The sequence below is a fragment of the Roseovarius maritimus genome, from assembly GCF_043355895.2.
Taxonomy (GTDB): domain Bacteria; phylum Pseudomonadota; class Alphaproteobacteria; order Rhodobacterales; family Rhodobacteraceae; genus Roseovarius; species Roseovarius maritimus.
Genome location: NZ_JBHFPF020000012.1, coordinates 65,421 through 90,203 on the forward strand (window position 1 = coordinate 65,421; position 24,783 = coordinate 90,203).

Annotated in this window: 25 protein-coding genes and 2 pseudogenes; 19 read left to right on the plus strand and 8 right to left on the minus strand. The window is 59.7% G+C overall.

All coding sequences use genetic code 11. The features are described 5' to 3' along the window. Nucleotides 1-26: 26 nt before the first annotated feature. From ACEWPM_RS17085 to ACEWPM_RS17100, 4 genes and pseudogenes are all read left to right on the plus strand, one after another. Nucleotides 27-1,142 carry a glycosyltransferase family 4 protein gene (locus ACEWPM_RS17085; protein ID WP_393963864.1) on the plus strand — a complete coding sequence of 372 codons (1,116 nt, stop codon included), beginning with the start codon at nucleotides 27-29 and terminating at the stop codon, nucleotides 1,140-1,142. Beyond that, nucleotides 1,139-2,230 (plus strand): DUF1972 domain-containing protein, encoded by a 1,092-nt coding sequence (locus ACEWPM_RS17090; RefSeq protein ID WP_393963865.1) that lies wholly within the window; start codon nucleotides 1,139-1,141, stop codon nucleotides 2,228-2,230. The genes ACEWPM_RS17085 and ACEWPM_RS17090 overlap by 4 nt, the downstream gene beginning before the upstream one ends. Nucleotides 2,231-2,237: 7 nt before the next feature. Then, nucleotides 2,238-3,011 (plus strand): annotated as a pseudogene (gene rfbA / locus ACEWPM_RS17095) (glucose-1-phosphate thymidylyltransferase RfbA); the annotation flags it as partial. A gap of 222 nt (nucleotides 3,012-3,233) precedes the next feature. Beyond that, nucleotides 3,234-4,415: an IS256 family transposase gene (locus ACEWPM_RS17100; RefSeq protein ID WP_393964054.1), complete on the plus strand. Its 1,182-nt coding sequence runs from the start codon at nucleotides 3,234-3,236 to the stop codon at nucleotides 4,413-4,415. Between the two features lie 288 nt (nucleotides 4,416-4,703). Here ACEWPM_RS17100 and ACEWPM_RS17105 read toward each other — a convergent pair whose 3' ends face one another. Continuing rightward, nucleotides 4,704-5,615 carry a tyrosine-type recombinase/integrase gene (locus tag ACEWPM_RS17105; RefSeq protein WP_393964032.1) on the minus strand — a complete coding sequence of 304 codons (912 nt, stop codon included), beginning with the start codon at nucleotides 5,613-5,615 and terminating at the stop codon, nucleotides 4,704-4,706. Nucleotides 5,616-5,644: 29 nt separating this feature from the next. Here ACEWPM_RS17105 and ACEWPM_RS17110 point away from each other — a divergent pair, with 29 nt between their 5' ends. From ACEWPM_RS17110 to ACEWPM_RS17140, 7 genes are all read left to right on the plus strand, one after another. Further along, nucleotides 5,645-5,890: a helix-turn-helix domain-containing protein gene (locus tag ACEWPM_RS17110; protein ID WP_393964033.1), complete on the plus strand. Its 246-nt coding sequence runs from the start codon at nucleotides 5,645-5,647 to the stop codon at nucleotides 5,888-5,890. Nucleotides 5,891-6,033: 143 nt separating this feature from the next. Further along, nucleotides 6,034-6,849, plus strand: coding sequence for a YdcF family protein (locus ACEWPM_RS17115; RefSeq protein ID WP_393964034.1), 816 nt, complete (start codon nucleotides 6,034-6,036; stop codon nucleotides 6,847-6,849). 514 nt (nucleotides 6,850-7,363) lie between these two features. Continuing rightward, a complete protein-coding gene (locus ACEWPM_RS17120; RefSeq protein WP_393964055.1) occupies nucleotides 7,364-8,506 on the plus strand; it encodes an acetoin utilization protein AcuC in 1,143 nt (380 codons plus the stop codon). A 563-nt stretch (nucleotides 8,507-9,069) separates the two neighbouring features. Continuing rightward, entirely contained in the window at nucleotides 9,070-9,450 is a 381-nt protein-coding gene (locus ACEWPM_RS17125) for a dienelactone hydrolase family protein (RefSeq protein WP_393964035.1), read from the plus strand. Further along, entirely contained in the window at nucleotides 9,450-9,809 is a 360-nt protein-coding gene (locus tag ACEWPM_RS17130) for a dienelactone hydrolase family protein (RefSeq protein WP_393964036.1), read from the plus strand. The genes ACEWPM_RS17125 and ACEWPM_RS17130 overlap by 1 nt, the downstream gene beginning before the upstream one ends. 58 nt (nucleotides 9,810-9,867) lie before the next feature. Beyond that, nucleotides 9,868-10,767 carry an aldo/keto reductase gene (locus tag ACEWPM_RS17135; RefSeq protein ID WP_393964037.1) on the plus strand — a complete coding sequence of 300 codons (900 nt, stop codon included), beginning with the start codon at nucleotides 9,868-9,870 and terminating at the stop codon, nucleotides 10,765-10,767. Further along, nucleotides 10,767-11,459 (plus strand): DUF6064 family protein, encoded by a 693-nt coding sequence (locus ACEWPM_RS17140; protein ID WP_393964038.1) that lies wholly within the window; start codon nucleotides 10,767-10,769, stop codon nucleotides 11,457-11,459. The genes ACEWPM_RS17135 and ACEWPM_RS17140 overlap by 1 nt, the downstream gene beginning before the upstream one ends. 83 nt (nucleotides 11,460-11,542) lie before the next feature. On the opposite strand, the gene ACEWPM_RS17145 is transcribed toward ACEWPM_RS17140, so the two are convergent. Genes ACEWPM_RS17145 through ACEWPM_RS17155 form a run of 3 tightly spaced genes read right to left on the minus strand, consistent with a single transcriptional unit; the run spans nucleotide 11,543 to nucleotide 15,604 of the window. Further along, a complete protein-coding gene (locus ACEWPM_RS17145; RefSeq protein WP_393964039.1) occupies nucleotides 11,543-12,580 on the minus strand; it encodes a lipocalin-like domain-containing protein in 1,038 nt (345 codons plus the stop codon). Beyond that, on the minus strand, nucleotides 12,570-14,957 hold the full coding sequence (locus ACEWPM_RS17150; RefSeq protein ID WP_393964040.1) for an FtsX-like permease family protein: 2,388 nt from the start codon (nucleotides 14,955-14,957) through the stop codon (nucleotides 12,570-12,572). The genes ACEWPM_RS17145 and ACEWPM_RS17150 overlap by 11 nt, the downstream gene beginning before the upstream one ends. Next, a complete protein-coding gene (locus ACEWPM_RS17155) occupies nucleotides 14,954-15,604 on the minus strand; it encodes an ABC transporter ATP-binding protein (RefSeq protein WP_393964041.1) in 651 nt (216 codons plus the stop codon). The genes ACEWPM_RS17150 and ACEWPM_RS17155 overlap by 4 nt, the downstream gene beginning before the upstream one ends. Nucleotides 15,605-15,728: 124 nt before the next feature. Here ACEWPM_RS17155 and ACEWPM_RS17160 point away from each other — a divergent pair, with 124 nt between their 5' ends. The 5 genes from ACEWPM_RS17160 (at nucleotide 15,729) to ACEWPM_RS17180 (ending at nucleotide 17,271) form a co-directional block, all read left to right on the plus strand. Beyond that, entirely contained in the window at nucleotides 15,729-15,989 is a 261-nt protein-coding gene (locus ACEWPM_RS17160) for a hypothetical protein (protein ID WP_393964042.1), read from the plus strand. A 77-nt stretch (nucleotides 15,990-16,066) separates the two neighbouring features. Continuing rightward, nucleotides 16,067-16,312: a type II toxin-antitoxin system ParD family antitoxin gene (locus ACEWPM_RS17165; protein WP_393964043.1), complete on the plus strand. Its 246-nt coding sequence runs from the start codon at nucleotides 16,067-16,069 to the stop codon at nucleotides 16,310-16,312. After that, complete coding sequence (locus tag ACEWPM_RS17170; protein ID WP_393964044.1) at nucleotides 16,299-16,619, plus strand: type II toxin-antitoxin system RelE/ParE family toxin; 321 nt, start codon at nucleotides 16,299-16,301, stop codon at nucleotides 16,617-16,619. The genes ACEWPM_RS17165 and ACEWPM_RS17170 overlap by 14 nt, the downstream gene beginning before the upstream one ends. Before the next feature lie 221 nt (nucleotides 16,620-16,840). Beyond that, entirely contained in the window at nucleotides 16,841-17,083 is a 243-nt protein-coding gene (locus ACEWPM_RS17175) for a type II toxin-antitoxin system CcdA family antitoxin (protein WP_393964045.1), read from the plus strand. After that, complete coding sequence (locus ACEWPM_RS17180) at nucleotides 17,083-17,271, plus strand: CcdB family protein (RefSeq protein ID WP_393964046.1); 189 nt, start codon at nucleotides 17,083-17,085, stop codon at nucleotides 17,269-17,271. Before ACEWPM_RS17175 ends, ACEWPM_RS17180 begins: the two co-directional genes overlap by 1 nt. A gap of 144 nt (nucleotides 17,272-17,415) precedes the next feature. On the opposite strand, the pseudogene ACEWPM_RS17185 reads toward ACEWPM_RS17180, so the two are convergent. Then, a pseudogene (locus ACEWPM_RS17185) lies at nucleotides 17,416-17,607 on the minus strand (helix-turn-helix domain-containing protein); the annotation flags it as partial. Nucleotides 17,608-17,748: 141 nt separating this feature from the next. Between ACEWPM_RS17185 and ACEWPM_RS17190 the strand changes: the two are divergent. Further along, nucleotides 17,749-19,371 carry a DUF6798 domain-containing protein gene (locus ACEWPM_RS17190; protein ID WP_393964048.1) on the plus strand — a complete coding sequence of 541 codons (1,623 nt, stop codon included), beginning with the start codon at nucleotides 17,749-17,751 and terminating at the stop codon, nucleotides 19,369-19,371. Here ACEWPM_RS17190 and ACEWPM_RS17195 read toward each other — a convergent pair. Genes ACEWPM_RS17195 through ACEWPM_RS17205 form a run of 3 tightly spaced genes read right to left on the minus strand, consistent with a single transcriptional unit; the run spans nucleotide 19,353 to nucleotide 21,492 of the window. Beyond that, the gene (locus tag ACEWPM_RS17195; RefSeq protein WP_393964049.1) at nucleotides 19,353-19,757 is read right to left on the minus strand and encodes a GtrA family protein; all 405 of its coding nucleotides are present in this window, start codon (nucleotides 19,755-19,757) and stop codon (nucleotides 19,353-19,355) included. The genes ACEWPM_RS17190 and ACEWPM_RS17195 overlap by 19 nt on opposite strands. Continuing rightward, on the minus strand, nucleotides 19,754-20,482 hold the full coding sequence (locus tag ACEWPM_RS17200) for a class I SAM-dependent methyltransferase (protein WP_393964050.1): 729 nt from the start codon (nucleotides 20,480-20,482) through the stop codon (nucleotides 19,754-19,756). The genes ACEWPM_RS17195 and ACEWPM_RS17200 overlap by 4 nt, the downstream gene beginning before the upstream one ends. After that, on the minus strand, nucleotides 20,482-21,492 hold the full coding sequence (locus ACEWPM_RS17205) for a glycosyltransferase family 2 protein (RefSeq protein ID WP_393964051.1): 1,011 nt from the start codon (nucleotides 21,490-21,492) through the stop codon (nucleotides 20,482-20,484). The genes ACEWPM_RS17200 and ACEWPM_RS17205 overlap by 1 nt, the downstream gene beginning before the upstream one ends. Nucleotides 21,493-22,184: 692 nt before the next feature. Here ACEWPM_RS17205 and ACEWPM_RS17210 point away from each other — a divergent pair. Beyond that, complete coding sequence (locus ACEWPM_RS17210) at nucleotides 22,185-23,186, plus strand: SH3 domain-containing protein (protein ID WP_393964052.1); 1,002 nt, start codon at nucleotides 22,185-22,187, stop codon at nucleotides 23,184-23,186. Then, the gene (locus ACEWPM_RS17215) at nucleotides 23,174-24,553 is read left to right on the plus strand and encodes a hypothetical protein (RefSeq protein WP_393964053.1); all 1,380 of its coding nucleotides are present in this window, start codon (nucleotides 23,174-23,176) and stop codon (nucleotides 24,551-24,553) included. Before ACEWPM_RS17210 ends, ACEWPM_RS17215 begins: the two co-directional genes overlap by 13 nt. Nucleotides 24,554-24,783 lie beyond the last annotated feature (230 nt).

Below are 24,783 nucleotides of genomic sequence, written 5' to 3' on the forward strand. Positions count from 1 at the left end.
ATGTTAGTGTATGATGAAATAGTACGGTGATAGTCTTCTGCCACCTTCTCAACGACAACTCCGGTAGCCCGACGGTGTTGCGCGAGACCATCAAGGCGCTATCCCACGCCGGGCCGGACGACTTGCTGTTTGTAGGCAGCCAAGGCCGCGGCGTACTCGAAAACGCGGGAATACCGATCCGGCGCTACTGGTATCGCCGTGGCCGGTTCCGGCTAATAACGCTGCTCACCTTTCTAACGAGCCAGTACTTCCTTTACCGCGCCCTATCGCGTGCGCGGCTGCCCGGTGATGCAATCTTTTACGTCAACACGCTCCTACCGTTTGGCGCGGCGCTCTGGGCCAAGCGCAACGGCCACATTGTGCTTTACCATGCGCACGAGGCGACGATCTCGCCGAGCCCGCTCCGCCGCTTTCTCGTCAACATGGTCGAGAAGACCGCCGAAAGGGTGCTCTACGTATCCAATGACCATATGGCCCGACTGCCAATCGTGCGCATCCCCGGCGCCGTAGTGCCGAACCCTATCGCGCCCCGGATCGCCGCGAAGGGCTCCGCCACGCCTTATGCGCCGCGCCGGACCGGGTACTTCTTAGTGCTGATGCTGGCCTCGCCGCGCGACTTCAAGGGCGTTCATGAATTCTTGGCGCTCGCGGAACTGCTGATGGCCCGCCAGGACATTCGGTTTCAACTGGTGCTGAATGCAGACGCGGCGGAGATTGAGCGCTACCTACCGGCCGCGAGCCGGCCGCACAATCTCGAGATCGTCCCGAGAGTTGACGATCCTGAGCGCTTCTACGCCACGGCCGACGTGCTACTCAACCTCACCCGGGTCGACCTCGTGGTTGAAACATTCGGCCTCACACTGGTCGAGGCGATGGCCTTTGGAGTGCCGGTGATCGCCCCTCCTGTGGGTGGACCCGCAGAGATTGTTACACACCGGCAGGAAGGCTACTGCATAGACTCGCGAGACGGCACCCCGCTTCAAGCCGCAGTCCTTGAGTTAGCAGATAACCCGGACCTAGCCATGACAATGTCACAGGCTGCTCGCAACCGTGCCAGCGAGTTCACCTTTGACGCTTACGCTAGGAAACTGCGCAGGATCCTTGCCGAGGCGCAAGACCTGCCAACCAGAGAAACTCAATGACAAGCCACCCGAAGATCGCGCTGCTGGGTACCGTCGGAGTACCAGGCCGCTATGGCGGTTTCGAAACCCTGGCCGAGAACCTCGTGCATTACCATGCCCGCACCAGCCATAGCGCCATATTAACCGTCTGGTGCTCTGGCAAAGACAACACCGAGCATCCCGATCAATTCGAAAGCGCCGATCTGCGCTATGTGAATTTGCGTGCCAATGGTGCGCAGAGTATTCTGTACGACGCCATAAGCCTTTGGCAGGCCGTTCGCTCCGGCCACGACCAGATCCTTCTTCTGGGCGTCTCTGGAGCGCTGGCACTGCCGCTGATCCGCCTCGTCAGCCGGGCGCGCATTGTCACCAACATCGACGGCATTGAGTGGAAGCGTGAGAAGTGGAAGGGTGTGGCGCGGGCGGTTCTGCGCGCGTCCGAATGGGCCGCTGTGCGCTTCTCGCATCAGGTCATCGCCGACAACCAAGCAATCGCCGACCACGTGCGCGATGCATATGATAGCGAATGCCGGATCATTGCCTATGGAGGCGATCATGCGGTCGCTTTTGCCGGAGAAGGAAGCGCACCGGAGGGCTTGCCCGACAGCTATGCCTTGGCGCTGTGCCGTATCGAGCCCGAAAACAACGTCCACACCATCCTTGAGGCCTGGCCGCAGCTCTCTTTGCCTTTGGTTTTTGTCGGAAATTGGGCTAACAGCGTCTACGGGCAGGAGCTGAAGACGCAGTATGCCGATCGGGACAACATGTATCTGCTGGACCCGGTCTACGACCCTGGCGCTCTGCGCGCCCTGCGGTGTCGCGCCGCGCTTTACGTGCATGGGCATTCGGCGGGAGGCACCAATCCATCGTTGGTGGAAATGATGCATTTCGGGGTGCCGGTTCTAGCGCATGGCTGCACTTTCAACCGCTACAGCACCGAGGAAAAGGCCCGCTACTTCGAGAACGCCGCGGATCTTGCCCGAGAGGTCGAGGCGATGACCCCCGAGGACGCGGCGCGGATTGGGGCCGACATGCTCGAAATCGCGCAGCGGCGCTATACTTGGGACGAGATCGCTCACACGTATTTCACACTAGTGGGGCAAGGCTAGCGGCTTCAAGCCAATGGTTTACTACCCGCTGACCGTGCTAATGCTGGCCGACATCCGCGAGATCATGGTAATCACCACCCCGCATGACCAGGAGCAGTTCCAGCGCACCCTGGGCGATGGCAGTCAATGGGGCATTTCGATTTCCTACAAGGCGCGGCCCAGCCCCGATGGGCTGGCGCAGGCCTTCATCCTGGCCGAGGAATTTCTGGCCGGCGGCCCCGCCGCCATGGTGCTGGGGGACAATATCTTCTTTGGCCACGGCCTGCCCGACCTGCTGCAAGAGGTCGGCAAAACCAGCGCCGGCGCCACCGTCTTCGGCTACCGCGTGGCTGATCCGGAACGCTATGGCGTGGTGGACTTCGATGCCACTGGCTCGGTGATATCGATAATCGAAAAGCCGCCCGTGCCTCCTTCAAACTATGCCGTGACCGGGCTGTACTTCGTGGATGGCACGGCACCAGAACGGGCTAAAGCTGTGCGCCCCTCGGCCCGCGGCGAGTTGGAGATCACCAGTCTTCTGGAAAGCTACCTGCACGACGGAGCGCTAAGCGTACAGAAAATGGGCCGTGGTTACGCCTGGCTGGATACGGGCACGCATGCCAGCCTTTTGGACGCCGGAAATTTCGTACGCACCCTGACGGAACGCCAGGGTCAGCAAGTCGGCTCACCCGACGAGGTAGCTTTTGAAATGGGTTGGATTGATGCCGCCCAACTGAAAGCCCGCGCAGAGCGGTTCGGCAAGAATGGCTACGGCGAATATCTCGGCAGTCTTCGACGGTAAAGGATCTTCATTCGGCGAGCCTACTTATAAGGTAAGCCTTCGTCGGGGTCGTCTTTTTTGCTCTGAAGGCTTCCGTTTAGTCCGGCGTATGTCGGTGGTGTAACGTCAGGTCTGGAAATTCATTTGGCGCTGGGGCCATGAGTCCTTGCCGGGGCGCGCCCCGGCAAGGACTGCCCATTCTGGTATTCCATGAAATTGCAAACCAACCATGGAGACAGGCAAATGGACGAAGACAAGGATACGACGGTCGAGGCCCTCATGGAACATCTGATCGAACACGGGCCGGGCGACATGGCCACGGTCTTTGCGCGGGCGTTTGAGTTGGCGATGCAGATCGAGCGCGAGCGCTTTCTCGGTGCAGGCCGCTACGAGCGCAGCGCCGGGCGGCAGGGCTATGCCAACGGCTACAAGCCCAAGCGCATTGACACCCCCGCAGGCACGGTCTCGGTGCAGGTGCCCAAGACTGCCGATCATGACGGCCAGCCCTTCTATCCGCAGTCGCTGGAGCGCGGGCGGCGCTCGGTGCGCGCCGTGATGCTGGCCGTGGCTGAGATGTACGTGAAGGGCGTCTCCACCCGCGAGGCTGAAGCGGTGATGCGCGAGTTCGGGATAGAGAGCCTCTCTTCTTCGCAGGTCAGCCGCGCCGCGACGCTGCTCGATGACGAATTGGCCGCCTGGCGCAACCGGCCTCTCGGCGAGGTCAAATATCTGATCCTCGACGCCCGGTATGAAAAGATGCGCCATGGCGGGATCGTTCGCGATGCCGCCGTGCTCTCGGCCGTCGGCATCGGCCCGGATGAGCGCCGCCGTGTGCTGGGCGTCTCTGTCGCCCTCTCGGAAGCCGAGGTGCATTGGCGCGCCTTTCTGGAGAGCCTCCAGGCCCGCGGCCTGCGCGGGGTCGAATACATTGTCTCCGACGATCATGCCGGACTGCGGGCCGCGCGCAGGGCGGTCTTCGGCGGAGCCACATGGCAGCGCTGCCAATTTCACCTCGCCCAAAACGCCATCCATCACGCGCCGAACCTTGCCATCCGCAAGCAGATCGGCACCGAGCTGCGCGAGATCTGGAACGCGGCCTCCCTCGCCAAGGCCGAAACCGCCCTCACCGAATTGGTCGCGGATTATCGCGATACAGCGCCGAAACTTGCTGCATGGCTGGAGGAGAATGTACCCGAGGGCCTCGCCGCCTTCACGTTGCCAGCGCACCACCGCCGCCGCATGCGCACCTCTAACCCTATGGAGCGCAGCGTCCAGCAGGAGCTGAAGCGTCGCACTGTCAAGGGCCGCGTCTTTCCCAACGAGGCCGCCCTCGAGCGCTTGGTCAGCGCCGTGCTGGTCGAGATCGACGACAAATGGGCCGCCGACACGAAAGCCTACATCAAGTGGGAATGCCAGGATGCGTGATCATGGCGTCAGAGAATTTCCAGACATCAGGTTGCTCAATCCGTATGTCCAATCGATACAGACCCGAAGTTGAGATCCTTTCGGCACCAACATCCATATGCCAGAAGTGCATTCTTCGCCATCGAGCCCGACCCTAAAAATATCCGACATGACCGCTCCCCTCTGTGGATCATGGTAGATCCATCTTGACACATCGGTAACGTCGGCAGGCGGTTACACACTCAAATCCAAATGCCCGATAAAACTGATTCCCAGACAGTTCGGGTTTGGCGTTTACGGTGCATCGGGTCACGCCCAGACATTATGCTCGGCCACCTCCAAGTATCGTCCCAGAATATTAATCGACTTCCACCCCCCTGCCCGCATGATGGCTGCCGCGTCATAACCCGCGCATAGGAGATCCTGTGCGGCACCAACCCGGAGTGAATGACCACTGAACGTGTCGATGATCTCCTGCTCGAGACCTGCGGCTTTGGCGGAAGATTTAACCAGACGCTTTACTGTCGTCGTGCTCAAGTCGCGATCCACCGCCTTGCCCTTGTAGATCGGGCAGAACAGATACGCGATATCGGAACCTCGCCACTCCAGCCAGTCCTGCACCAACTTTGAGGTCATCTTGGAGGTAAACGCGACCCTGCCCTGACCGTAGGGGTCCGCCTTGCTACGTCTGATGATGACGCGTGACGTGCCGTCGCTCAGGAGTTCCAGATCATCTGTTGTCAGTGCAACAAGTTCAGACCGCCGCGCGAGCAACTCATAGCCCAATGACAACATGGCACGGTTGCGAAGCCCCCATGGATTATCCGGCTGTACGCTCAAGAACCTCTCCAGATATTTCCGCGTCAGACCTTTCGCTTGTTTTGGACGCCCAAGCTTTGCGCGCCTGATACGGCGAAACGTCAGGTTGATGTCTTCGTCATACGTCGGGTCCTCCAATTGCAGGAGGCGATGTACTTTGCGAATGGCGTAAAGTCGCCGCCGAGTTGTTGAGGGCGCTTTGCCCGCGCCCTGCTCTTGCAGGAAGCGACACACCGTCTCCACGGATGCGGGAAAGGCAGCACAGCAATTTTCCTGACACCAAGCCTCGAACGCCTCGACATCCGCGCAGTAACTACGCATTGTTGACGGTGCATATGCGCCTTCGAGGCGCTGAAATTGGGAGCGCCAGTCGAGCATTGTATTTGGCTGATTATTTGTCATATGGCAACATTTATGCCAAGAGGAATTAAGTGTCAACTTTGACAGGGCCACAAATTAGATCCGCTCGTGCAGCGCTTGGCATAACCGTCGCCGAGTTGTCGAAGCTCTCCGATGTTAGCGCGAGGACAATTGCCAGAATTGAAGCTGTAGATGGGGTCTCAAGCAGCACCTCAGCAAATCTGAACGCAATCCGCAGTGCGCTCGAAAACGCAGGTATTGAGTTCATCCAAACCCACGATGGCGGCAGAGGCGTTCTATTTCGTCCACCGCGATGAGTGGAATACACATTGCCCGCTTTTGCCTCGAAGCCGCCGGCATCGAATTCATCGGTGCGCCAGATGACGCTCCCGGCATTCGCATTCATCCAAGCAAGACCTGATCGCAGAGAAGAGATCCTTTGGACACGGCCTTTCTTATCGTGAGCAAGATCGCCTGGCTGCTGATCCGGCCGGAGACGCTGCTTGTTCTTCTCTTCGCCCTGCCGCTCATCTGTTTATGGCCGGGGCGCAGTGTTGCAGCGTCCCGACTCCTTGCGGGGGCCTTATGCATCACCATCGCGATCGGCGTGTTTCCGGTTGGCAATCTCGTGCTGAACCCGCTGGAGCGAGCATATCCTGCCAGGCCAACGATTACGGACCCGGCCGGCATACTCGTTCTCGGCGGCGCCGAAGATGCGGCTCCTGGCTACGCAGGCAGCGTGGCGCAGGTAAACCACGCCGGGGATCGCCTGATTGTCGCCATACAGCTCTCGCGGCAGTTTCCGGACGCGGTGGTCTTCTATTCAGGTGGCAAAGTGGCAATCACACCTGTCGCTGAAGGCGCCTTCGAACTGGGCCCTGACATTTTGCGGCAGCTCGGGCTCTCCGAGAAGAGGCTCATTGTCGAGGGACGCTCACGGACGACAGCGGAGAGCGCCGTTCTGTCCCGCGCCATGGTGCCAGATCGTGAGGGCCCCTGGATACTGGTGACCAGCGCGTCTCACATGCCGCGGGCCCTCGGGAGCTTCTGCGCGGCTGGATGGCGCAATCTGGTGCCCTACCCCGCCGACTACCGCGGCGGCAAAGTCTGGGGCCGGATTGAATGGAATCTTGCGGAGCACCTCGACGAGCTCAACACCGGGGTGAAGGAGTGGATCGGACTGCTAGCATACAGGATTACCGGGCGGACGGAGACCTTCTTTCCGGAAGGCTGTGCGGGAGACACAATTAGACCTTCAGACCTTGCGCTAGACTGACCCTTGCTGCGTCGCTTCTCATGTTGTCGCAATGCTCGGGATTGCAATTTTCTGCCTTGCATGAGCTTAGGCTCTGGACCCGGCCTGCTACGTCATTCGGACATGATCATGTAAGACCACCAGACAGAAAGCGCAGGTTTGCCCGGCAGGCTAAAAATGCGCTGTTCCCGCTGCGCGGCTAGGGAACGTGGCGCTTTCGATCCGGCACTCTATCTCTCATGCTACCCTACGGTCAGAGATGCTGTGACCATCAGCAAAGGTCGGCGCCATGGAGATAATTACTGGAGCGAGGCTGGGATGCGGATGGATCCAGTTCATTCTCAAATCGTATTTCAGGTGAAGATCGTGTTACCCAACACGCCTTCCAAATCGCTCTCATGTCGTCAGCGGATGGCTTTGGGTTACCGTTTTAAGCCGCACCTGAGTGCCCAGAAACCTCAGATGCATGGTGACCGCAAAGCGCTCAGGGAACGGATTTTGCAAGCAGACTCTGAGCGTTCCACAGCCCCGTTGACTGGCTCATCGATTGCTTCCTGACGGCCCGCCCCTCTTCTTTGGCTCCGAAATCTACCGTGGGTCGAGCTATGGAGCATGGCATCCACTTCGCATTCCGCGGGTGTCCACCGTCATCGACCTTGCGCGCGCCATGGGCTGGCTGGGTACTGATCAGTATCGCATCAGTCCTCGGGCCAAGCCGGCAGCGTTGACTGGATTTCACACCGAGCGCTATGTCGCGGCGCTGATGCGAGCCGAGCGCCACCAGTTCGTCCCTCCGCCGGAGCGCGACCGCCATCACATCGGAACGCCTTCAAACCCCGTCTTTCCCGAGATGTTTCGCCGTCCCGCGACTGGGGCTGGTGCATCACTCCTCGCGGGCGAAATACTGGCAGCAGGCGGCGCCATCTATTCTCCGGCCGGCGGCACGCATCATGGTCTTCCTGATCGGGCAAACGGGTTTTGCTATCTCAATGACGTCGTGCTTGCGATCCAATCCTTACGCAGAAACGGCGCGCGCCGAGTGGCCTATATCGACATCGACGCCCATCACGCCGATGGGGTAGAACATGCCTTCGCTGCTGAGCCTGACGTGCTGCTGATTTCGACCCACGAAGAGAGCCGCTGGCCGCGCACCGGTGCGCTAAGTGACCGCGGCGTCGGTCAGGTCTACAACCTGCCTGTGCCACGCGGGCTGAATGATTCCGAAATGGCCGTAATACGTGACGAGTTGATCCTCCCTCTTGTCTCGAACCATAAGCCGGACGCGGTCGTGCTTCAATGCGGCGCGGATGCGGTGGAGGAGGACCCTCAATCGCGCCTCAGCCTTTCCAACGGGGCCCATTGGGCGATCCTGCGCGCGGTGCGCCGGATGGCACCGCGGCTATTGGTACTGGGTGGAGGCGGCTATAATCCTTGGACGGTTGCGCGGCTATGGACCGGAAATTGGGCAATCATGAACGGCCACGAGATGCCGGACCGGTTGCCGGGGGCCGCGCAGGCTGTGCTGCGCGCGCTGCACTGGACCCGGCAAGGATCGGCGCGCGAAATCCAGCCCGAGCCGCATTGGATCACGTCGCTTGCCGATCTGCCGCGCAATGGGCAGATCCGAGGCGAGATTCGAGACCGCATCGGTGTGCTGCACAGCCGAGGGCTGGCATAGCATCCGATTGACCGGGCAACGCGTCTGATACCTAGAAGTCGCCGGAGGGGCTGTTGCCATGTTTTGCAACTTGAAAGGACGCCTGTGAAAAAACGGCGCGCGGATACGGTTAACCATTTGCTGCTCACCGGTGCGTCAAAGCTGGCGTGCGGCGTTTGAAACGTTCTTTTGATATCCGGGATGCATCCCCGCTTTTGAAATTTTAGCCCAAAGCGCGACTCAAAAGGGTTTTTGCATCCAAGTTAAACGCGCGGTGCTCGGTAACCGGCCACCCCCTGCTTTCGGCACCGCAAAGCAGCGTGCCAGCGTTGTTGTGGTTCCTCGTCGGAGTCGTGGCAGCAATCGGGCCGATATCGCCCTCTTCCTGCTCTTCTCCGGAGGCTTTGCGTGGGAGGCGCGATTAGGCAGATAGCTCGCTGGTTGGCAAGCGGCTCAGAGCTTTGCACGCGGCTAACGCGCATTCTGCCCGGCTTGCCGATGGCTCCCTGCGCGCCATGTTTTCAAGAGCGAGGTGCATAACCGACGTCATCCGTCGCCTCAGCCGATGGAAAAGGAGATCAAAAATGGGTATCAAGTTTGTCGTCTTTGCCACCGCCCTCGTCGGCGCCCCAGCATTCGCAGATGACGTGCCCTACACAGTGGATGGGGCAGCGATGAACGGCTATTGGGCTGCAGCCGAGGACCCGAAGGGCCTGGTTCTGATCGTGCATGATTGGGACGGCCTGACAGACTACGAACGTAATCGCGCCGACATGCTGGCCGACATGGGGTATGACGCCTTCGCGCTGGATATGTACGGCGTGGACACTCCGACCGAGACTGTCGATCACCGCCGCGCGGCGACAGGGGCGCTCTATGGCGACCGTGAGCGTATGCGCGCATTGTTGAAGGCCGCGGTGCCACGCAGGCGCGCGCGCAGTCCGGGGCTGATGCTATGGTCGTAATGGGGTATTGTTTTGGTGGAGCCGCCACGCTGGAGATGGCGCGCAGCGACATGGCCGCAGAAGCAAGCGGCTTTGCGACATTTCATGGCGGCCTGTCGACGCCCGAAGGGCAGTCCTGGGATGGGGACGAGCCGCCGTTACTTGTGCTCCATGGGGGCGCCGATACGTCAATCACTCTGCAGGATGTGGCGGATTTCGCTTCGGAGCTTGAGGCCGCTGGCAATACCTATACCGCAGAGATTTATTCGGGCGCGCCGCATGCCTTCACGGTCTTTGGATCGGATCGCTACGACGCCAGGGCCGACGCGGCAAGCTGGGCCTCCTTATCGGCATTCCTTGGCGAGCGCACCTCTGATTGACCGGGCCTGACGCGCTCTGGGGGCCGGATCAATCGCGATCAGACATGAGAGGTAAACCATGCTGACACGACGAACACTCCTGAAGGGTGCGGCAAGCGTCCTTGCAGTGCCGGGATCGGCGCTAGCAGGGGCGTCAACGGTTCGCTCCATCCCAACGACGGGCGCGTCTGTCCCCGTAATCGGGCTGGGTAGCTGGATCACCTTCAACGTCGGAAACGATCCCGTCCTCCTGGACAAATGCGCCGAGGTGATTGCTGCCTTCGTCGAGGCAGGCGGTGGAATGATAGATTCCTCGCCCATGTATGGCTCTTCGCAAGACACGATCGGATATGCTCTGCAAAAGCTGGGCTATCCTGAAAATGTGTTCTCGGCTGACAAGGTATGGACCCGTGCTGCAGAGGAAGGTGGCACACAGATAGCTCAGAGCCGCGCGGCCTGGGGCATCGATATGTTTGATCTGATGCAGGTTCACAACCTTGTCGCTTGGGAGGCGCATATCGAAACCTTGTTCGCAATGAAGGAGCAGGGCCGGATCAGACATGTCGGCCTCACCACCTCGCATGGGCGGAGGCACGATTTGCTTGAGCGTCTGATGCGCGATTATCCGGTGGATACAGTGCAACTCACCTACAACCTTGCCGACCGCGCTGCCGAGGACCGCCTGCTGCCGCTTGCTCGCGAAAAGGGAATTACCGTCATCGCAAATCGCCCGTTCCAGGGCGGCGGGCTGGCGCGGAGGCTCGAGGGGCGGCCGCTGCCCGCCGTTGCTGCTGAACTTGGCGCCCAAAACTGGCCTCAGCTGCTGTTGAAATTCATCATCTCGCACCCTGCGCTACCTGTTGCCATACCCGCGACCACGAAGGTGACCCACGTGCGTGAAAACATGGCCACAGCAAAGGGCGCCCTTCCGGATGCGGACATGCGCCGTGCGATCCTTTCGCATTTCCGCAGCCTCTGATGCGCGATTGGCTCACCTACGAGCTATCCGACCTGCTGCTGTTCTCCGAGCGGGTCTATTGGCGGCTCTTCGAGTTGGAGAACGTCGCCCTCTGGCCCATGCCGCTGTTCCCGTCCTTGGCGATGCTTGGGGCGCTGATCTTGCACGCTCGGCGTCCGGAACTTGGCACACGGGTGATCCTCGGGCTCCTTGCCATCGCATGGCTTTGGACCGGGTGGCATTTCGTCTGGCAGCGCTATGCGCCAATCAACTGGGCGATGACGTATTTTGCCCCGGTCTTTGCGTTAGAGGCGTTCATCTTTGCAGGGCTTGCGCTGCGTAGGCCGCAGCAATGGCATATACCGGTGACAGCGCGCGTGATGGGCTACGGCCTCATCTTTGCGGCGACGGTTGCGTATCCTGGTCTCGTGTTCCTGCAGGGGCGCAGCTTCGCCAGCGCTGAGATCATCGCGATAGCGCCCGACCCGACGGCGCTGGCCAGCCTCGGCGCGGCCTTCTTTGTTGCGGGACGCAGGCATAGGGCGGCGGCGGTTGCGGTGCCGTTTATCTGGCTCGCGCAGAGTACGTTGACGCTTTTTGCCATGACCGGAGGGGCGGCCATCGGCCCGGCGCTTGGCATCGCAATCAGCGCCGTCGGACTGTTTGCGCTGGCACTGTCGAGTGGCGGTCCGCGGGCATCGCTGCCTCGGTAGATGACCCTTTCATTCCATCCTTCGAATGTACCTGCCCGGATTTCAAAAGCCGGTTTCCTTTGCACATGCTCTTTGCGAGAGCGTCACTCTTCGTAGCCGGTCATTTCCAGATATCCGTGACCTTTGTGGCTGCCTGCCACGGTGACTGGTCCCTCCCAATAGGGCACGGATGTGTCCATCCACGCATTCGGGTTAATCGCCGTGACGGTCACATCCAGTTGGCGTTCCGGCAGGCGGACCTGCCAGCGGGTTGGCACCTCGCGGCCCGCCACCTCGTGCCAGCCGGAGGGCGTCGCGGACAGCGCACCATCCGGCAAGGCCGTGGTCGCGCCCTCGGCGGTGATCCATGTGCCCGACGTGTAATCATCGCTGCCCCGCAGCACGAACCCCATCAATTTGTCCCCGCTGGTGAACGACAGCGAGAACCAGTCCCAGCCGTCTTGATCCTCGGCCAGTGGCTGTGACGACCATTCCCGATCAAGCCATGCTCTGCCCGTCACGGGTATGTCTCCACCGGGCATGGTCAGCGTGCCGGTGAGATCATAAAAGGGTTGCGAATAGTAATAGCTGGCCTGACCAGCTGCGGATTTGACCGAATAGCCATCCTGTCCGTGCAGAACGAGTGGGCCTGTTGCCGACAGATCGACGTCATAGGCAAACTCCGCACCTGACGCCCTGAGGTTCAACTGATTGAGGGCCGGCCCCTCCATCTGCCAGTCGTCGATCCAGGCGTTGAAAGGATCGGCCACAACGCCGGCTTGCCCGATCCCCCCCCTGGCAAGGCGTTCGGCGACGTGATGCGCACCCGGCGTGGTCACCGCCGCGTGGCCCATCCACAGCTGCGGTGTGTCCCACCCCGTGCCGTCCCGCGGCGCCAAGGCCGATCGGAAGAGCGTCCATTGCAGACCGTAGGGCATGCCGTCGGGGCCGGTCATGTTGGCGGTCAGATACCACCACTCGATGCGGTATTCGGGGTGGGGCCCGTGGTCAGCGGGAAATTCCAGCACCGTGCCCGGCACCGGCGCTGCGAACTCTGCCGCGGTGCTGCCCAGTCCGGCAAAGCCCTGAGCCGCCGCCTGGCAGGGTAGCAACACCACGAGTGCGATCCACCTAGCGTTCAATTTGGAACACTCCCAATAACCGGGCGGGCGGCGTGCGCGACAACCGCCAGGCAGGCCAGGTCGCGGCCAGTGCTGCGGCGAGCAAGGCCAGAAACGACAGGCGCAGGTAATCCAACGGAAAGAGATACATCGGCAGGCGCCAGCCAAAGGCTTCGACATTTACCACGGCCAGCAGCGCCCAGGCCAGCATCAGGCCCAGCGGCAGCGCCAGTATTGTGGTCAGCGCAGCCAGAATGATCGCGCGCAACAGATCGAGCAAGGCAAGCCGGCGCCGGGTCAGACCAAGCGCCCAGACCGGAGCAAGCTGTGGCAGGCGGATCGCCGCGAGGGTCAGAAGGCTCATCAGGATGGCAAAGCCAGCCACTGCCAGCGTCAGCACATTGAGCGCCGTCGTGACTGTAAATGTGCGCTCGAACACCGCGAGCGACATCGCCTTGAGCGACGCCTGATCGATGATTGCCGTCCCGCTCAGCCCCGCCTCGCTCTGCAGGGCTCTGCGCAGCGCCGCAGTGCCTTCGGGCCCGGCGCGCAGCCCAAAGCGCAAAGCGATAACATCGGGATAAAGGCTGCGAAAGAGATCCTCGCCCAGGATAACCTGCCCGATCGGATTGCCGTAATCGCCATAGATGCCGAGAACCGGAAGCATCACATCCGGCGCCACCGCGACAGTATCGCCCAGATCCAATCCGGTGCGCCGGAAAATCTGTTCGTTGATCAGAGCACCTTCGCCGCGTGCGACCCTCTCCCACACCTCCGGCCCTGCACGCAGGAATTGCCAGTTGTCTCTGTAGGTGGCGTGATCTCGCGCGCCGAAAATCTCAGCCGGTAGGCCGGCGATCTGCCGCTCGGTTGACAGGATCGGCAGAATGGCCTCGGCGCGCCGCGATGCGACCTCCGTGATGGCGTCAGCCTGCGCTCGGTCCTCGGCGCTGACGTACAGTTCTGACGCCAGGCGCTGATCCAAAAACGCTATGAAGGTCAGTCGAAAGGACGATACCATCGTCGAGACGCCCACATTGGCAGCCATGGCCAGCAATAGCGCCATCAGCGCAAGTGACAGCCCCGGAACCTGTTGCCGGGTATCTGCCCAGAACCATTCGGCGACAGGGCTACGCGCTGGCAATTCGGCCAGTTTCAGCGCAATCGCAAGAAGCGGCGTCAGGGCCAGCGCGCCACCGATCAACAGCGCGCCCAGCATGCCAAAGCCCGCCAACAGGCCATCGCCCCAAATCGCCAGCGCCGCGGACACGGCCAGGAGCGACACCGCCAGCGCGGCCTGCCATCCGCTTTGCCTGGCCACCGCCAGGGCCCGCGGCTGCGCGCCGCTCAGAAGGGGCATGCGTGCCAGCGACCAGAACGCGCCGCTGGCCGCAACAAACGTTCCGCCCAATGCGATGGCCAACCCCGAGAGCCACCACGCGGGTCGCAGGCTGAGTTGTCCCGACACATCGGCACCGTAGAGCCCGCGCAGGGTGGCTGCGACATCCGGCAACAGAATTGCCGCGAAGACATAGCCGAGGGCAACACCCAGGGCCCCCGCGATCAGCGCGATCAGGGCCAGCTCCAACGCCATCAGCGCAATCAGCCGCCGTAATGGCACGCCGAGTGCCCGCAGGTTGCGCATCATCGGGCGCCGGTGCTCGAAGGCGAGGCCGATGGCACCATGCACGATGAAAAGGCCGACGGCGAAGGACAGCAGGCCAAAGGCGGTGAGGTTTAGGTGGAAACTATCGGTCAGGGGGGCCACGTCGCCCCCAGCTTGCGGTGTGGTTTCGATCAGATCCGGTGCTATTTCTGGCAGCGGCCGACGCGAGATGGGTTGATCCGGCAAGACGATCAGACGGTCGATTTGGCCGGAACGGCCCAGCATGCGCTGTGCAATCCCGATATCTGTCAGGGCCGTGTTGGGCGCGACGTCGGGTGCGATCACGCCTTGCATATCGAGCGAAGGCAGTAGGTCCAGCGTTTCAGCCCGCGCGAAAATCTGCCCCGCACCGGAAAGAAAGGCGCCCAGATCGGCACCAGCACCCAGATCGACCGGGACAAGACCACCGGGGGCTGTCAATGGCTCGAGGCCAATCAGGCGAACCCCGTCGATCCGCCCCTCGATGACGGGCGAGACCGCCCATCCGGCACGGCGCAGCGTGACGTAGCCCTCCTGCGCGATAACGCCGCCGTCCCGCGCGGTAATCTCGGCGTAGCTTCCTTCGCCCAGTGTGGCTGCCGCCGCGTCGTAGCTTGACCGTGCTTCGGCGTTGATGGCCTGCACCCCTGACCAAAGCGCGGTCGCCAGCGTCAGACCCGCCATAAGAGTCACGAGTTGCAGCGGATTACGCCGCCAATATCCCGCCAAAGCTGCCAGGACTGCGGCGTTCACGTCACCTGCCCCGATCTCAGGTGAAGCCGACGGGGCATGTCAGCGGCCAGCCGTTCGGAATGGGTCACAAGGATCAGTCCCGCGCCGGTTTCGGCGACCAGATCCCGAAGCAGGCTCATCACGGCATCGGCACTCACCTCGTCGAGGTTGCCGGTTGGCTCGTCCGCCAGTACCAGTTTCGGCTGCGGCGCGAGCGTGCGGGCGATGGCGACCCTTTGCTGTTGTCCGCCCGACAACTGTTCGGGATATTTATGCAGATGCGCGCCAAGGCCAAGACGTTCGGCCAAAACAAGGTCGCGCGCTGGATCATGCCGACCAGCCAGCCGCGCCTGGAAGGCAATATTGCCTGTCACTGTGAGCGACGGGATCAGGTTGAACTGCTGAAAAATGACGCCAACGGTCCCGCGTCGCAAAGCCGCGCGGCCGGCGTCATCCAGCAAGGTAAGGTCGGTGCCATCGATTGCGACAGTGCCGCTGTCGGCACTGTCCAAACCGCCGATCACATGCAAAAGCGTGCTTTTGCCAGAGCCGGATTCGCCCGTAAGGGCCAGCATCTCTGCGCTCTCGAGGTCCAGCGAGACACCACGAAGCACGGGCATGTCCGTGCCCGGATAAGTCTTGATGACGTCTTGAAGTCTCAGTAGCATCGCTCACCTTAGCAGCATCGCTCACCTTATTTTCTCTCAGGTAAGCCATTTCCGCGTGAGAGAAAGATGCAGCGTGATTATCCTGCGCCCTTGGACTTCGAGAAAGTCATCACAGGGTCTTGTCATGGGAACCTGGCTTGAAATGGGGCAGAGCGCTCACTGGCGTCTGATCATGACCAAACGCTGTCGCTTCGAGAACTTCAAGATGTCTCCTGAGGTCATCCGCCTGCCAGCAATGCTGTACATCCGCTTCTGTCATCGCGCATTTGCGGTTTGGCGGCGTCAGCGATCATACGGCCTCACAGCAACACGCATCCCGAAGAACGATACCACTGTCGACAAACGCCCGATAACGAAGCCTATCAATCCTTTATTCTGCATCTAGCTGTGGCGGTTTTTGCCATTATTTTTGACAATCCTTGTCATTACGTGGCATACTGGAGAACAAAAGGAGGATGACGAATGGCGACCATGAATGTTTCCCTTCCCGACCCAATGAAGACCTGGGTTGAAGCACGGCTCAAGGACGGTCGTTACAGCAATACCAGCGATTATGTGCGCCACCTCATCCGCCGCGATCAGGAGCGCGCACAGGCGATCGAGGCGTTGCAGCAAGCGATTGACGAGGGCGTGAAGAGCGGCGAGCCTGAGCCGTTTGACTTCAAGGCGTTCAAGGCGGGGATGCGAGAGCGGCATGCCCGCAAGTAGCCTGACGTCCTATCGGCTGACACCCGCAGCCCAATACGATTTGGAAGAGATCTGGCTCTACACATCGCAGCGGTGGTCGGCCGCCCAGGCCGATCGCTATACCGATATCCTTGAAGATACGTTAGAGCGGCTGCTCTTCATGCCAGAGATGGCGCGTGAACGCCGTGAGTTTGATCCGCCTGTTCGCATACATCCCAGCGCTGAACATTTGATCATCTACCGGACCGAGGGCAGTTATCTTGCGATCTTGCGTGTCCTCGGCGCAGCTCAGGACTGGCAAGCGATCTTGAGGGCAGCGGACCAATGAAGATGGGCCGCATAGGCTCATGATCAAACGCCCGATGTCCATCCCTCTCAAGTCATCCCCCTGACAATCGCATCCGCCAGCGAAGTAAGGCGGCGAAGGGCGCTCTGCCGGTCGTGTCAGAGTGCCTGAACATATTGATTGCGACGCGGCATGATGTTTGCACACCATTTCCCCGCATACCCTTCGTCCTTATCTCTCGTGTGACAGCGGAGGGGAAAATCGTGCAAACGACAACAGAGAAACAGCACACGAACATCACCCCGATGGTGGCCAATCTCGCCGCCGCGCGGAAGTTGGGTCCTAACATGTCAGCGGTCAGCGATGCTGCCGTTGCGGAAGCGGTTCGCGCGGCGCGAGCGGAGGCTTGGGCCGCGGAGAACGCTGCGGCGATCTCAGAACGCCACACGTGGATTGAGGCCAATGGGACGCCACTGACAGACCTGCAGGTGTTGAAGGTCAACTGATGGCACAGTTCCAGGTCTACAGGCCAGCCGGCGGACGGCTGGTGTTCGACCTTCAGGCGAACCTGATCGACACCGGCTCCCGTGTCGTCGCACCTCTCATCGTGGTTTCAGCCGGGCCGAGGGTAATCAGGCGCCTCGAGCCTGTGTTCGAGAGTCACGGCGAGGACCACGCTCTACACACAGCCTAATTGGCGGCAATCCCCTCCGCGCGGCTCAGTGAAGAGCCAGTCTCTGATCTTTCCGGATCCGACCATGAGATCCGGGGCGCCCTCGACAAAGTCTTCTCTGGTTTCTGATATCCCATGCTGACGGGGCGTTCCCATCTTCATGCTCTGCGCGGTCATCCCATAATAGCCGTTCAACTGTGGCAGCTCGTCATCGACAAACCTGTTGCGCCTGATCTCACGGAACACGGTCGAGCGATGCCTGCCAATCTCAGCCGCGATTTTGTCTACAGACATCTTCGAGTTCAGCATTTCTTCGATTGTGCGCCTTTCGCGCAATCCTAGCTCCGTGTGGGCCATCTTCCGTTCTCCTTGCTTTCCAGGAAGATAGAGAATTTGTCGCACCTGGCCTCAACGGCAGCCGCGCCACATCGGGCTCGAGCTTGCAATTGAAGGCCTGCGGATGCAAACCTTCGCGAAAACAAAGAGCAAGGCACGGGTATGGATCCGAGCAGACTTCTTCTAGCGTCGGCACTGGGACTTCTTGCTCTGTGCATTATCGGATACGAGGCGTTTCCGGTAGGCGACGATTTTGCGTATGGGCCGCTTACCGAGCATCGTATCAACCCTCTACTTTTCCCGAGGGATGAGCAGCTGCGCCTCTTCGAAAATCACGCATTTGTCTATGAATGGGTCTACCGTTTGGGCAAGGTCGGACTTGGAGTCGAGCCGACTTTTCGAATTGCGGTATGGATCCTGGCGGCGACTACTTCTGTCGCCATTCTGGCCGTGCTGCGCGGCCTGGGTGCGCCGTTTGCAGCGCTTCCCTTGGTCCTTGGACTGGGCGTCGTGGTTCAGATTGATGGAATGGGTCGCGGAGATTACGGTGGTCTTATATCGCCCTTCTTCCACCATCATAACGCCGCGCTGGCGCTCGTGCTTGGGGCGTTGGCTGCGAGCCTATTTCGGAAAAGCTGGCTCGCCGGCGTTTTTTTGGGTCTTGCTGCCTATGCCCAACCGATGACCGCCTTTCATGGTGCGCTGATCGTCGGACTTGGCGCATACGCTCGCGATCCCATCGAGGTGGTGAAGATCGGCTGTGCTGCGGCTCTCACAGCCATTCCTGCTGCAGTGTTGATATTCGGAAACATACTCAACGTGCCGGACTCGGCCGCGGGGCTTGATCTTGTTGAGGATGCGTACCGCTACAGAGCACCGCTCCACTACGATCCTTCCTGGTCTGACATTGGACTTACTACACTCTATCTCTTGGCCGGGTGCGCCGGTGCGGCGCTTTTGTGGGGCCAAGACATTCGGCTGGGGCGATTTGCGGCGGGTCTCGTCGCCGGATTCGCGCTGCTTCATCTTGTGACAATCATCGTCTACAAGGCGGGCTTCGCCGAATGGATCGGTTTTTTCGTGCTCGACGCCAACCGGTCGACCCCGATGCTGTTCGTGGTTGGTCCATCACTCGCGCTGGCCGGAATTCTACGCGTGCGGCATGGTCAATCCGTCTGGATTTCTGGCGTGCTCTTGCTGGCGATCCTGGCCCTCAATGCGACGCTGGCAGGACTTGCCCTCGTTGCTCTTGGCGTCCTCCTGATCGCAACAGGTTACACTGCTCGGGCACGGAACGTCTTCCTTATCGGTGTCATGAGCGCGCTCGCACTGATGTTTCCATTAGCCCCCAAGCCGACAAATCTACCCGATGCCACGCTGCAGGCATTTGAACGGATCCGGACCGAGACACCGCCCGATGCGCTATTCATAATCCCGGTCAGCCTTGCAGAGTTCCGCCACTACACACAACGCAGCGCCTATGTGGATTTCAAGCTGTTCTCGGTGGCGCAGCCGGATCAAGCAGCCCTCACACGGGCACGACTGGAAGAGATCGCGCACCCCGCACAGGACCACCGCCAAGCCCAAGGCTGGCCAGGAGCGCGGCTCTGGGACCAAGACCAAAACCGGGCAGCGACCTGCGAGACTATGGCCGAGGCCCTTGCCGCAACTGGAGCGGATTTCTACCTGCGCCGTGCCACGCTGAAAGAGGCCGCACCAAACTGCCTCTCTTTGCCGCGCCCGATCGCAACAAGCACCATGGCGGTTTACGGTTCTGCCAACTGACGTTCGGAAAAGACCCACAATTTGCAAATCACAAATGTTACCGAGGGTACTGCGAGGGCAATGGCGCCCATCGCCAGGAAAAGTGGGGCTCCCAGTCTGATGGCGATCAGCTCGGTCAGCGCGCTGGAAATCGCCCAGCCACTGGCGGATACGGCAATGAATCGAGGCCCGTGAAAGCCATGGGAAAGACGCGCGCCGAAGGTAATCTTGCCATGCCCGAAGTAAGAAAGCATGACGGCTGCTGCAAAACCGGCACTGTTAGCCGCCTGCATTGGCAGCCCGAACAGGTTTGCCGCCAAAACTGCGGTTACGACATGCACAAGTGTCGCCACCACACCAACCCCCACAAAGCGTGAGAGCTGACCTATCGCCACCGCGCGGCTCACTTGGCAGTAAGAACGGCGCAGAGCGAAAGGCCGACGGGAAGTTTCATACGTCCAACAAGGTGCCGTTCGGCGGCAAAAATCGCGCGGAGTGCGGAATTGACCTGCGGCGCAGGCATCGTGTCGTCGGCGCGGTCCAAGCGAAGCAATGACTTGATCGCGCGGCCGATCACGGCGACGGGAAACAGCGCCGTGTTAAAATAGAACCCGTGCTCCATGCGCATGCCGGCCGCTTCGGCCACTTTCGCCAGATGTGCGCGAGTATATCGCCGAAAGTGATGGTGCCGCTCATCGTGGCGTGACCACAGCCACGGGAAGGCGGGCACCGTGACCACCATCCGGCCACCGGGCGCCAAACGCGTGACGAGGGTTGCCAGCGACGCCTCATCGTTCTCGATGTGCTCCAGCACGTCGAACAATCCGATCAGATCGAAACGCTCGGACTGGAAAGGTACGTCATCCGGCAGGGCACCTTCGAGAACGGCGACACCGCTTTTGGAGACTGCACGCTGGCGCGCCTGAGGGTCCAACTCGAAGGCCCTAACCTGGCCCATACCTTCAAGCATTCCAAGATTACCGCCGGTGCCACATCCCGCCTCGAGAATACGTGCGTTTTTCGGCAGTTTCACCAAGCGGAAAATGACGGCGGCCAGGATCTGCCTCCGTGCCGCGAACCACCAGTGCACGTCCTCCTGGACGGCCATGCGATCGAAAACTGCGCGATCCATTAGCTTCTCTCCTGTCCTGAGACAACCGACCGCAAGACGTAGAGCGGCCGTTGACGTACCTCTGAATAAATGCGCCCAATATATTCACCGAGAATACCCATCGCGAAAAGATTGAGGCCGCCGAAGAGCAGGATCAGGATGAGTGTCGAGGAATAGCCGGGCACATCAATCCCAAAAATCAGGGTGCGTACGAGGATCAATCCCGCGTAGAGAAAGGACAGCATGGAAAGAATACCGCCCGCGTATGTCCAAATCCGCAACGGCGCCGTGGAGGACGAAAAAATTCCGTCCAATGCGAAATTCCAGAGGCGCCAATAGGTCCACGCGCTTGTGCCGTTCGTGCGCTCGGGCCGTTTGAAGGTGACTTCGGCCGCATCGAAGCCGACCCAACTAAACATCGCCTTGTTGAAGCGCACCCGTTCGCCTATATCGCGGACAACATCGACGACCTGCCGGTCCATCAAGCGAAAGTCTCCCACATTCACGGGTATCTTGTAATCCGCGACGGCGTTGAAAAGTTTGTAAAATCCAGTCGCTGTCGTCCGCTTGATCCAGCTCTCGCTGGCGCGGCAGGTGCGGCGTGCGTTGACCACTTTGGCGCCTCTGTCCCAATGCTCCAGCATTTCGGGTATCAGCTCCGGCGGGTCCTGCAAGTCAACGTCGATGGGGACACAAGCGTCGCCCCGGGCATGTTCAAGGCCGGCAGACAGGGCGGCTTCCTTACCGAAATTGCGCGATAGATTAACCAGACACAGGCGCTGATCAGACAGCATCCGGCTTCGAATTACAAATTCGGTCGCGTCGCTACTGCCATCGTTGACGAACACGACCTCGAAAACATAGCGGCCCAAAAGAGGCGCAAAAACCTCTTCTATGCGATCCAGGAACGGGTCAATCGCATTTTGCTCGTTGAGGACCGGCACAATGAGCGAAACAAGCTTGGCCTTATCGTGTTGCGGCTTCTGCCTCGGCTCCCGAGGGTCCTTCACAGTTTGAATGTTGGCCGCCATGTCGTCTCCCGTGGTTCTCCAGAGAACGTCACAAGTTCTCCCGCCTGTAGCCAAGGTGCCGAGGCAATAGGGCAAAAGTTTGGCTCAAAGAGGTTGATTTCCGTGATGCAACAATAGCGAAGACTAGTGTTCTGCACCTGACGCAAGATACCCGTATGAATGCAGGCGTGAGGTTGTGAAGCAAGTAATGCGAGTGAAAACGACAAATGACTGCAGGCAGCCCAGAGCGGACCTAAGACGCTAGACCGAAATTTATGATAGCTGCCCTTCACCGCGCCACTCGCGAACTGGCACACTGCGGGACAGAGCGGACCCACGGCCCTCGGCTCGAATTTGCGATAGCTGACTTTCAAGGTTTTGGTTGGTGAACTGGTAAGATCAGAACTTTCCGGTCATTCGACAGAGTTGGAACACTTGGCGCCTAAAAACCACTCCAACCGTTCGTCGCAGATTTCAACACCGCTGTGCTGCCACTCAAAGGGGACGGTCAGCGTATTTCGTAGGTCAGACGAAAACCTGGAATGACCGTGAAATCTCGTTCGAATTGCCGCAACTTCTGCTTTCACAGAGTCAAGTCTTTTTGTTTGCTGATTAACCTGTCAACTTCAAGAAAATCGAATGCGTTCCCGCAAAGAGGTAATTGAATGCGACTAAGCTTTTCGACACTGCCAGCGCCTTACATTCGGATCGTAATGGTCGGCCTTTTGTCGCTTGTCATGACGTTCGGTGGGGCTCTTCGGACAGTTCAGGCGCAAAATACAGGCGATAGGGCTGTCGTGGCAACGGAACGGCTGAATCTGCGATCGGGCCCCGGCACTGAGAACCGGGTCATTCTCGAAATGCCACAGGACACGCGTCTCGAAGTGATTGGTCGGCAGGACGGATGGGCCAAAGTACGTTTGATGAGGGACACCGCTGTAACAGGGTGGACCAGCACCAAGTTCCTCTCTTTCGAAGCCGGACCCGTCCCGGATACTCCCGATGCCTGGTTCGAGCAAATTGAGGAAACCCAAGGCCCCCCCAACGGAGAAGGCTTTATCGAAGCCCTCGACATACACTATCGATACTACTGCACCAACGGTGGTATGGGCGTCGCGCTTTATCGCGAGACCGAAAGCGGTCCGAGGACATGGACTTCTGAAGAGTGGTGCGTACGGGACCTACAGCCCGTCGACATCGACGAAAACGGCACTCCGGAAATCACCTATTTTGTTTCAGCCGGCGGATCAGGGACCTTTGCCATCATGGAAAAGCACCTCGAGTGGCCGCCAACTGAAATGCAACCTGCATTGGGGTTCGAATATCGGACCTTAGAAGCTGATAACTATTTTAATAGAAGGTTCCAGATTCCTGTGGAGAGAGTCGTAGAGCGCGAGATGATCTATGGCCGGAATTGCCACACTGAGAATTATTGCCCGGACTGGCCCCAGGACGCGGAATGTCGTGCTGTGGTACAATGCGACATAGCACAGGAAGGTACCTTCTCTGTTCTTGGCATTTTTCCCGAGGCTTTGCGCAATGATCCTGATTGGCTCGCCTTCATTGAGACGCTTGCGGAGCAGAATATTGAACTTCAGGGCGTGCCACCCGATCTCCGAACTTTGTCCTTGCAAAGCCTGGAGGCTCTGGACGACGGCACCCGGCCCGAAATGACGCAAGAGCGCAAAGCGATGGTGGAGGCGTGGCTAAATTGAAAGTGATACGAGCATTTTTTGTGCTGGCTGTGCTTTCTTGGGGGATGCTGCCGGCGGTTGCGCAGGAAATAACGGGCAACTTTGCTGGGAATGACCGAGTGATCGGCGTGCGTGACGCAACCGACGGTGCAGTTTTGAGCTTTGACTGGAAGGCGGAAGCAAAACTGGTGTTGCTCTTTGGCGAGCCCGTCGTATCGGTGCGGTTTCTCTGGGACAATCCCAACGGCATCCTGACGATTCCGATACTGACGGACCGTGGACGCGACTATAATACCATCCACTTCGGGCAGCTCAGCCAGGACCTGCAAGAGACGGTGCGCCTGATGGATATGCGCATCCGTCTGACATTGAGCAACGGACGCTCACTTCTGAATGTCGAAACCGACGTCGGCATCACTGGGAAACCCGGAGAGTGGAGCTTCAATGTGCCCGGCAGCCCCGACTGGGATGAATTGTTCAAAATGGCCGGCACGGATGTCTATCTCGGTGAGCAGGCAGCAAGAAATTCCTGGTCGGAAGGTCTGACACTGGTCGACGCAGTCCTCATTGATGCCGAGATGAATTTATACCACCTGCACGAGGCCTACATGCGCGATTATCGTCCGCGTGAAGCCTACCGCGTACAGAAATCCGCGTGGTTGCGCCTCATCGAGGCGTTGCGACGCAGTTACGGGATCGACGCCCAGAATGTGACCGGTGGCTACACAGACGCATGGTTCGTAGCCGAAGGAAATGGGCAACTCAGTTCCCCGGAGGAGTGGCAAGCGCACAAGGAAGCGCTCGACGCGGCTCTTGGTAAACTCGAAGCACTGCCCGATGAACTGCGGACAGGAAACAATCACGCGCCATACGATCAGGCCGTTGCGGATAGTGAGGCACTTCGGCGGGCGGCTGAAAATGCTGCACGCACCTTCTCGCCCGAAGGCGTGAACCCAGAGGATATAGAACAAGGCTATACGCCCGATGACGGCCAGTCGCGCCTGTGTCTCTTGGCGTTAAAAGTACGTTGCAACAATTTCGAAGGATTGCGGAATAACGGAACCCTCATTGATGGCATAAGCATCATCGCTGATGCTGGTGAAATCTCCGGCATTGAGGACTGCGGCCAAAAGGGCAAGACAAGTCTGCTGCGTGACTACGAAAGACGCGGCGGCAACATCAGCGAGACCGAATATAATGAACGATTGACCCAACAGGACCGCGCCCTGTTAATGCCACTGATGGATACGCATGAGGCAAATGCCAGGGCCCGCTATCCCACCTGTCGCGTTCGGTTGGTTTCGGCTACGTTGAGCAATTCATTACCCATTCACGAATTCCATTCTGCAAAACAATGGTACAACAAGGTGATTGACGCGCCACGCTGACAAGGTCGCGTCCGGCAACTTTGGCGAAGCGAAACGTTTGTATTGCGTTCTGAACACGCGACTAGACGGCCAGAATTTCGTGGCTGGTGCCGGACGCGGCGAAAACCCGATCACCGATATGGCGTGACGATGACGCTTACGGCAAGCTGCACCGTAAGCCTCCGGGGGTGGCCGTCTGATCTCGGGATCGATCCGATGGTAAGTCCGACCTTATGTCCGACTTTATCAAC

What these genes read in the sequence shown, in the direction of transcription:
- ACEWPM_RS17090 (WP_393963865.1), top strand. Translation starts at nt 1,139, where the DNA reads ATGACAAGCCACCCGAAGATCGCGCTGCTGGGTACCGTCGGAGTACCA.
- ACEWPM_RS17100 (WP_393964054.1), top strand. Translation starts at nt 3,234, where the DNA reads ATGGACGAAGACAAGGATACGACGGTCGAGGCCCTCATGGAACATCTG.
- ACEWPM_RS17105 (WP_393964032.1), bottom strand. Translation starts at nt 5,615, where the DNA reads ATGACAAATAATCAGCCAAATACAATGCTCGACTGGCGCTCCCAATTT.
- ACEWPM_RS17125 (WP_393964035.1), top strand. Translation starts at nt 9,070, where the DNA reads ATGGGTATCAAGTTTGTCGTCTTTGCCACCGCCCTCGTCGGCGCCCCA.
- ACEWPM_RS17130 (WP_393964036.1), top strand. Translation starts at nt 9,450, where the DNA reads ATGGGGTATTGTTTTGGTGGAGCCGCCACGCTGGAGATGGCGCGCAGC.
- ACEWPM_RS17135 (WP_393964037.1), top strand. Translation starts at nt 9,868, where the DNA reads ATGCTGACACGACGAACACTCCTGAAGGGTGCGGCAAGCGTCCTTGCA.
- ACEWPM_RS17140 (WP_393964038.1), top strand. Translation starts at nt 10,767, where the DNA reads ATGCGCGATTGGCTCACCTACGAGCTATCCGACCTGCTGCTGTTCTCC.
- ACEWPM_RS17155 (WP_393964041.1), bottom strand. Translation starts at nt 15,604, where the DNA reads ATGCTACTGAGACTTCAAGACGTCATCAAGACTTATCCGGGCACGGAC.
- ACEWPM_RS17160 (WP_393964042.1), top strand. Translation starts at nt 15,729, where the DNA reads ATGGGAACCTGGCTTGAAATGGGGCAGAGCGCTCACTGGCGTCTGATC.
- ACEWPM_RS17165 (WP_393964043.1), top strand. Translation starts at nt 16,067, where the DNA reads ATGGCGACCATGAATGTTTCCCTTCCCGACCCAATGAAGACCTGGGTT.
- ACEWPM_RS17170 (WP_393964044.1), top strand. Translation starts at nt 16,299, where the DNA reads ATGCCCGCAAGTAGCCTGACGTCCTATCGGCTGACACCCGCAGCCCAA.
- ACEWPM_RS17180 (WP_393964046.1), top strand. Translation starts at nt 17,083, where the DNA reads ATGGCACAGTTCCAGGTCTACAGGCCAGCCGGCGGACGGCTGGTGTTC.
- ACEWPM_RS17190 (WP_393964048.1), top strand. Translation starts at nt 17,749, where the DNA reads ATGGATCCGAGCAGACTTCTTCTAGCGTCGGCACTGGGACTTCTTGCT.
- ACEWPM_RS17200 (WP_393964050.1), bottom strand. Translation starts at nt 20,482, where the DNA reads ATGGATCGCGCAGTTTTCGATCGCATGGCCGTCCAGGAGGACGTGCAC.
- ACEWPM_RS17205 (WP_393964051.1), bottom strand. Translation starts at nt 21,492, where the DNA reads ATGGCGGCCAACATTCAAACTGTGAAGGACCCTCGGGAGCCGAGGCAG.
- ACEWPM_RS17210 (WP_393964052.1), top strand. Translation starts at nt 22,185, where the DNA reads ATGGTCGGCCTTTTGTCGCTTGTCATGACGTTCGGTGGGGCTCTTCGG.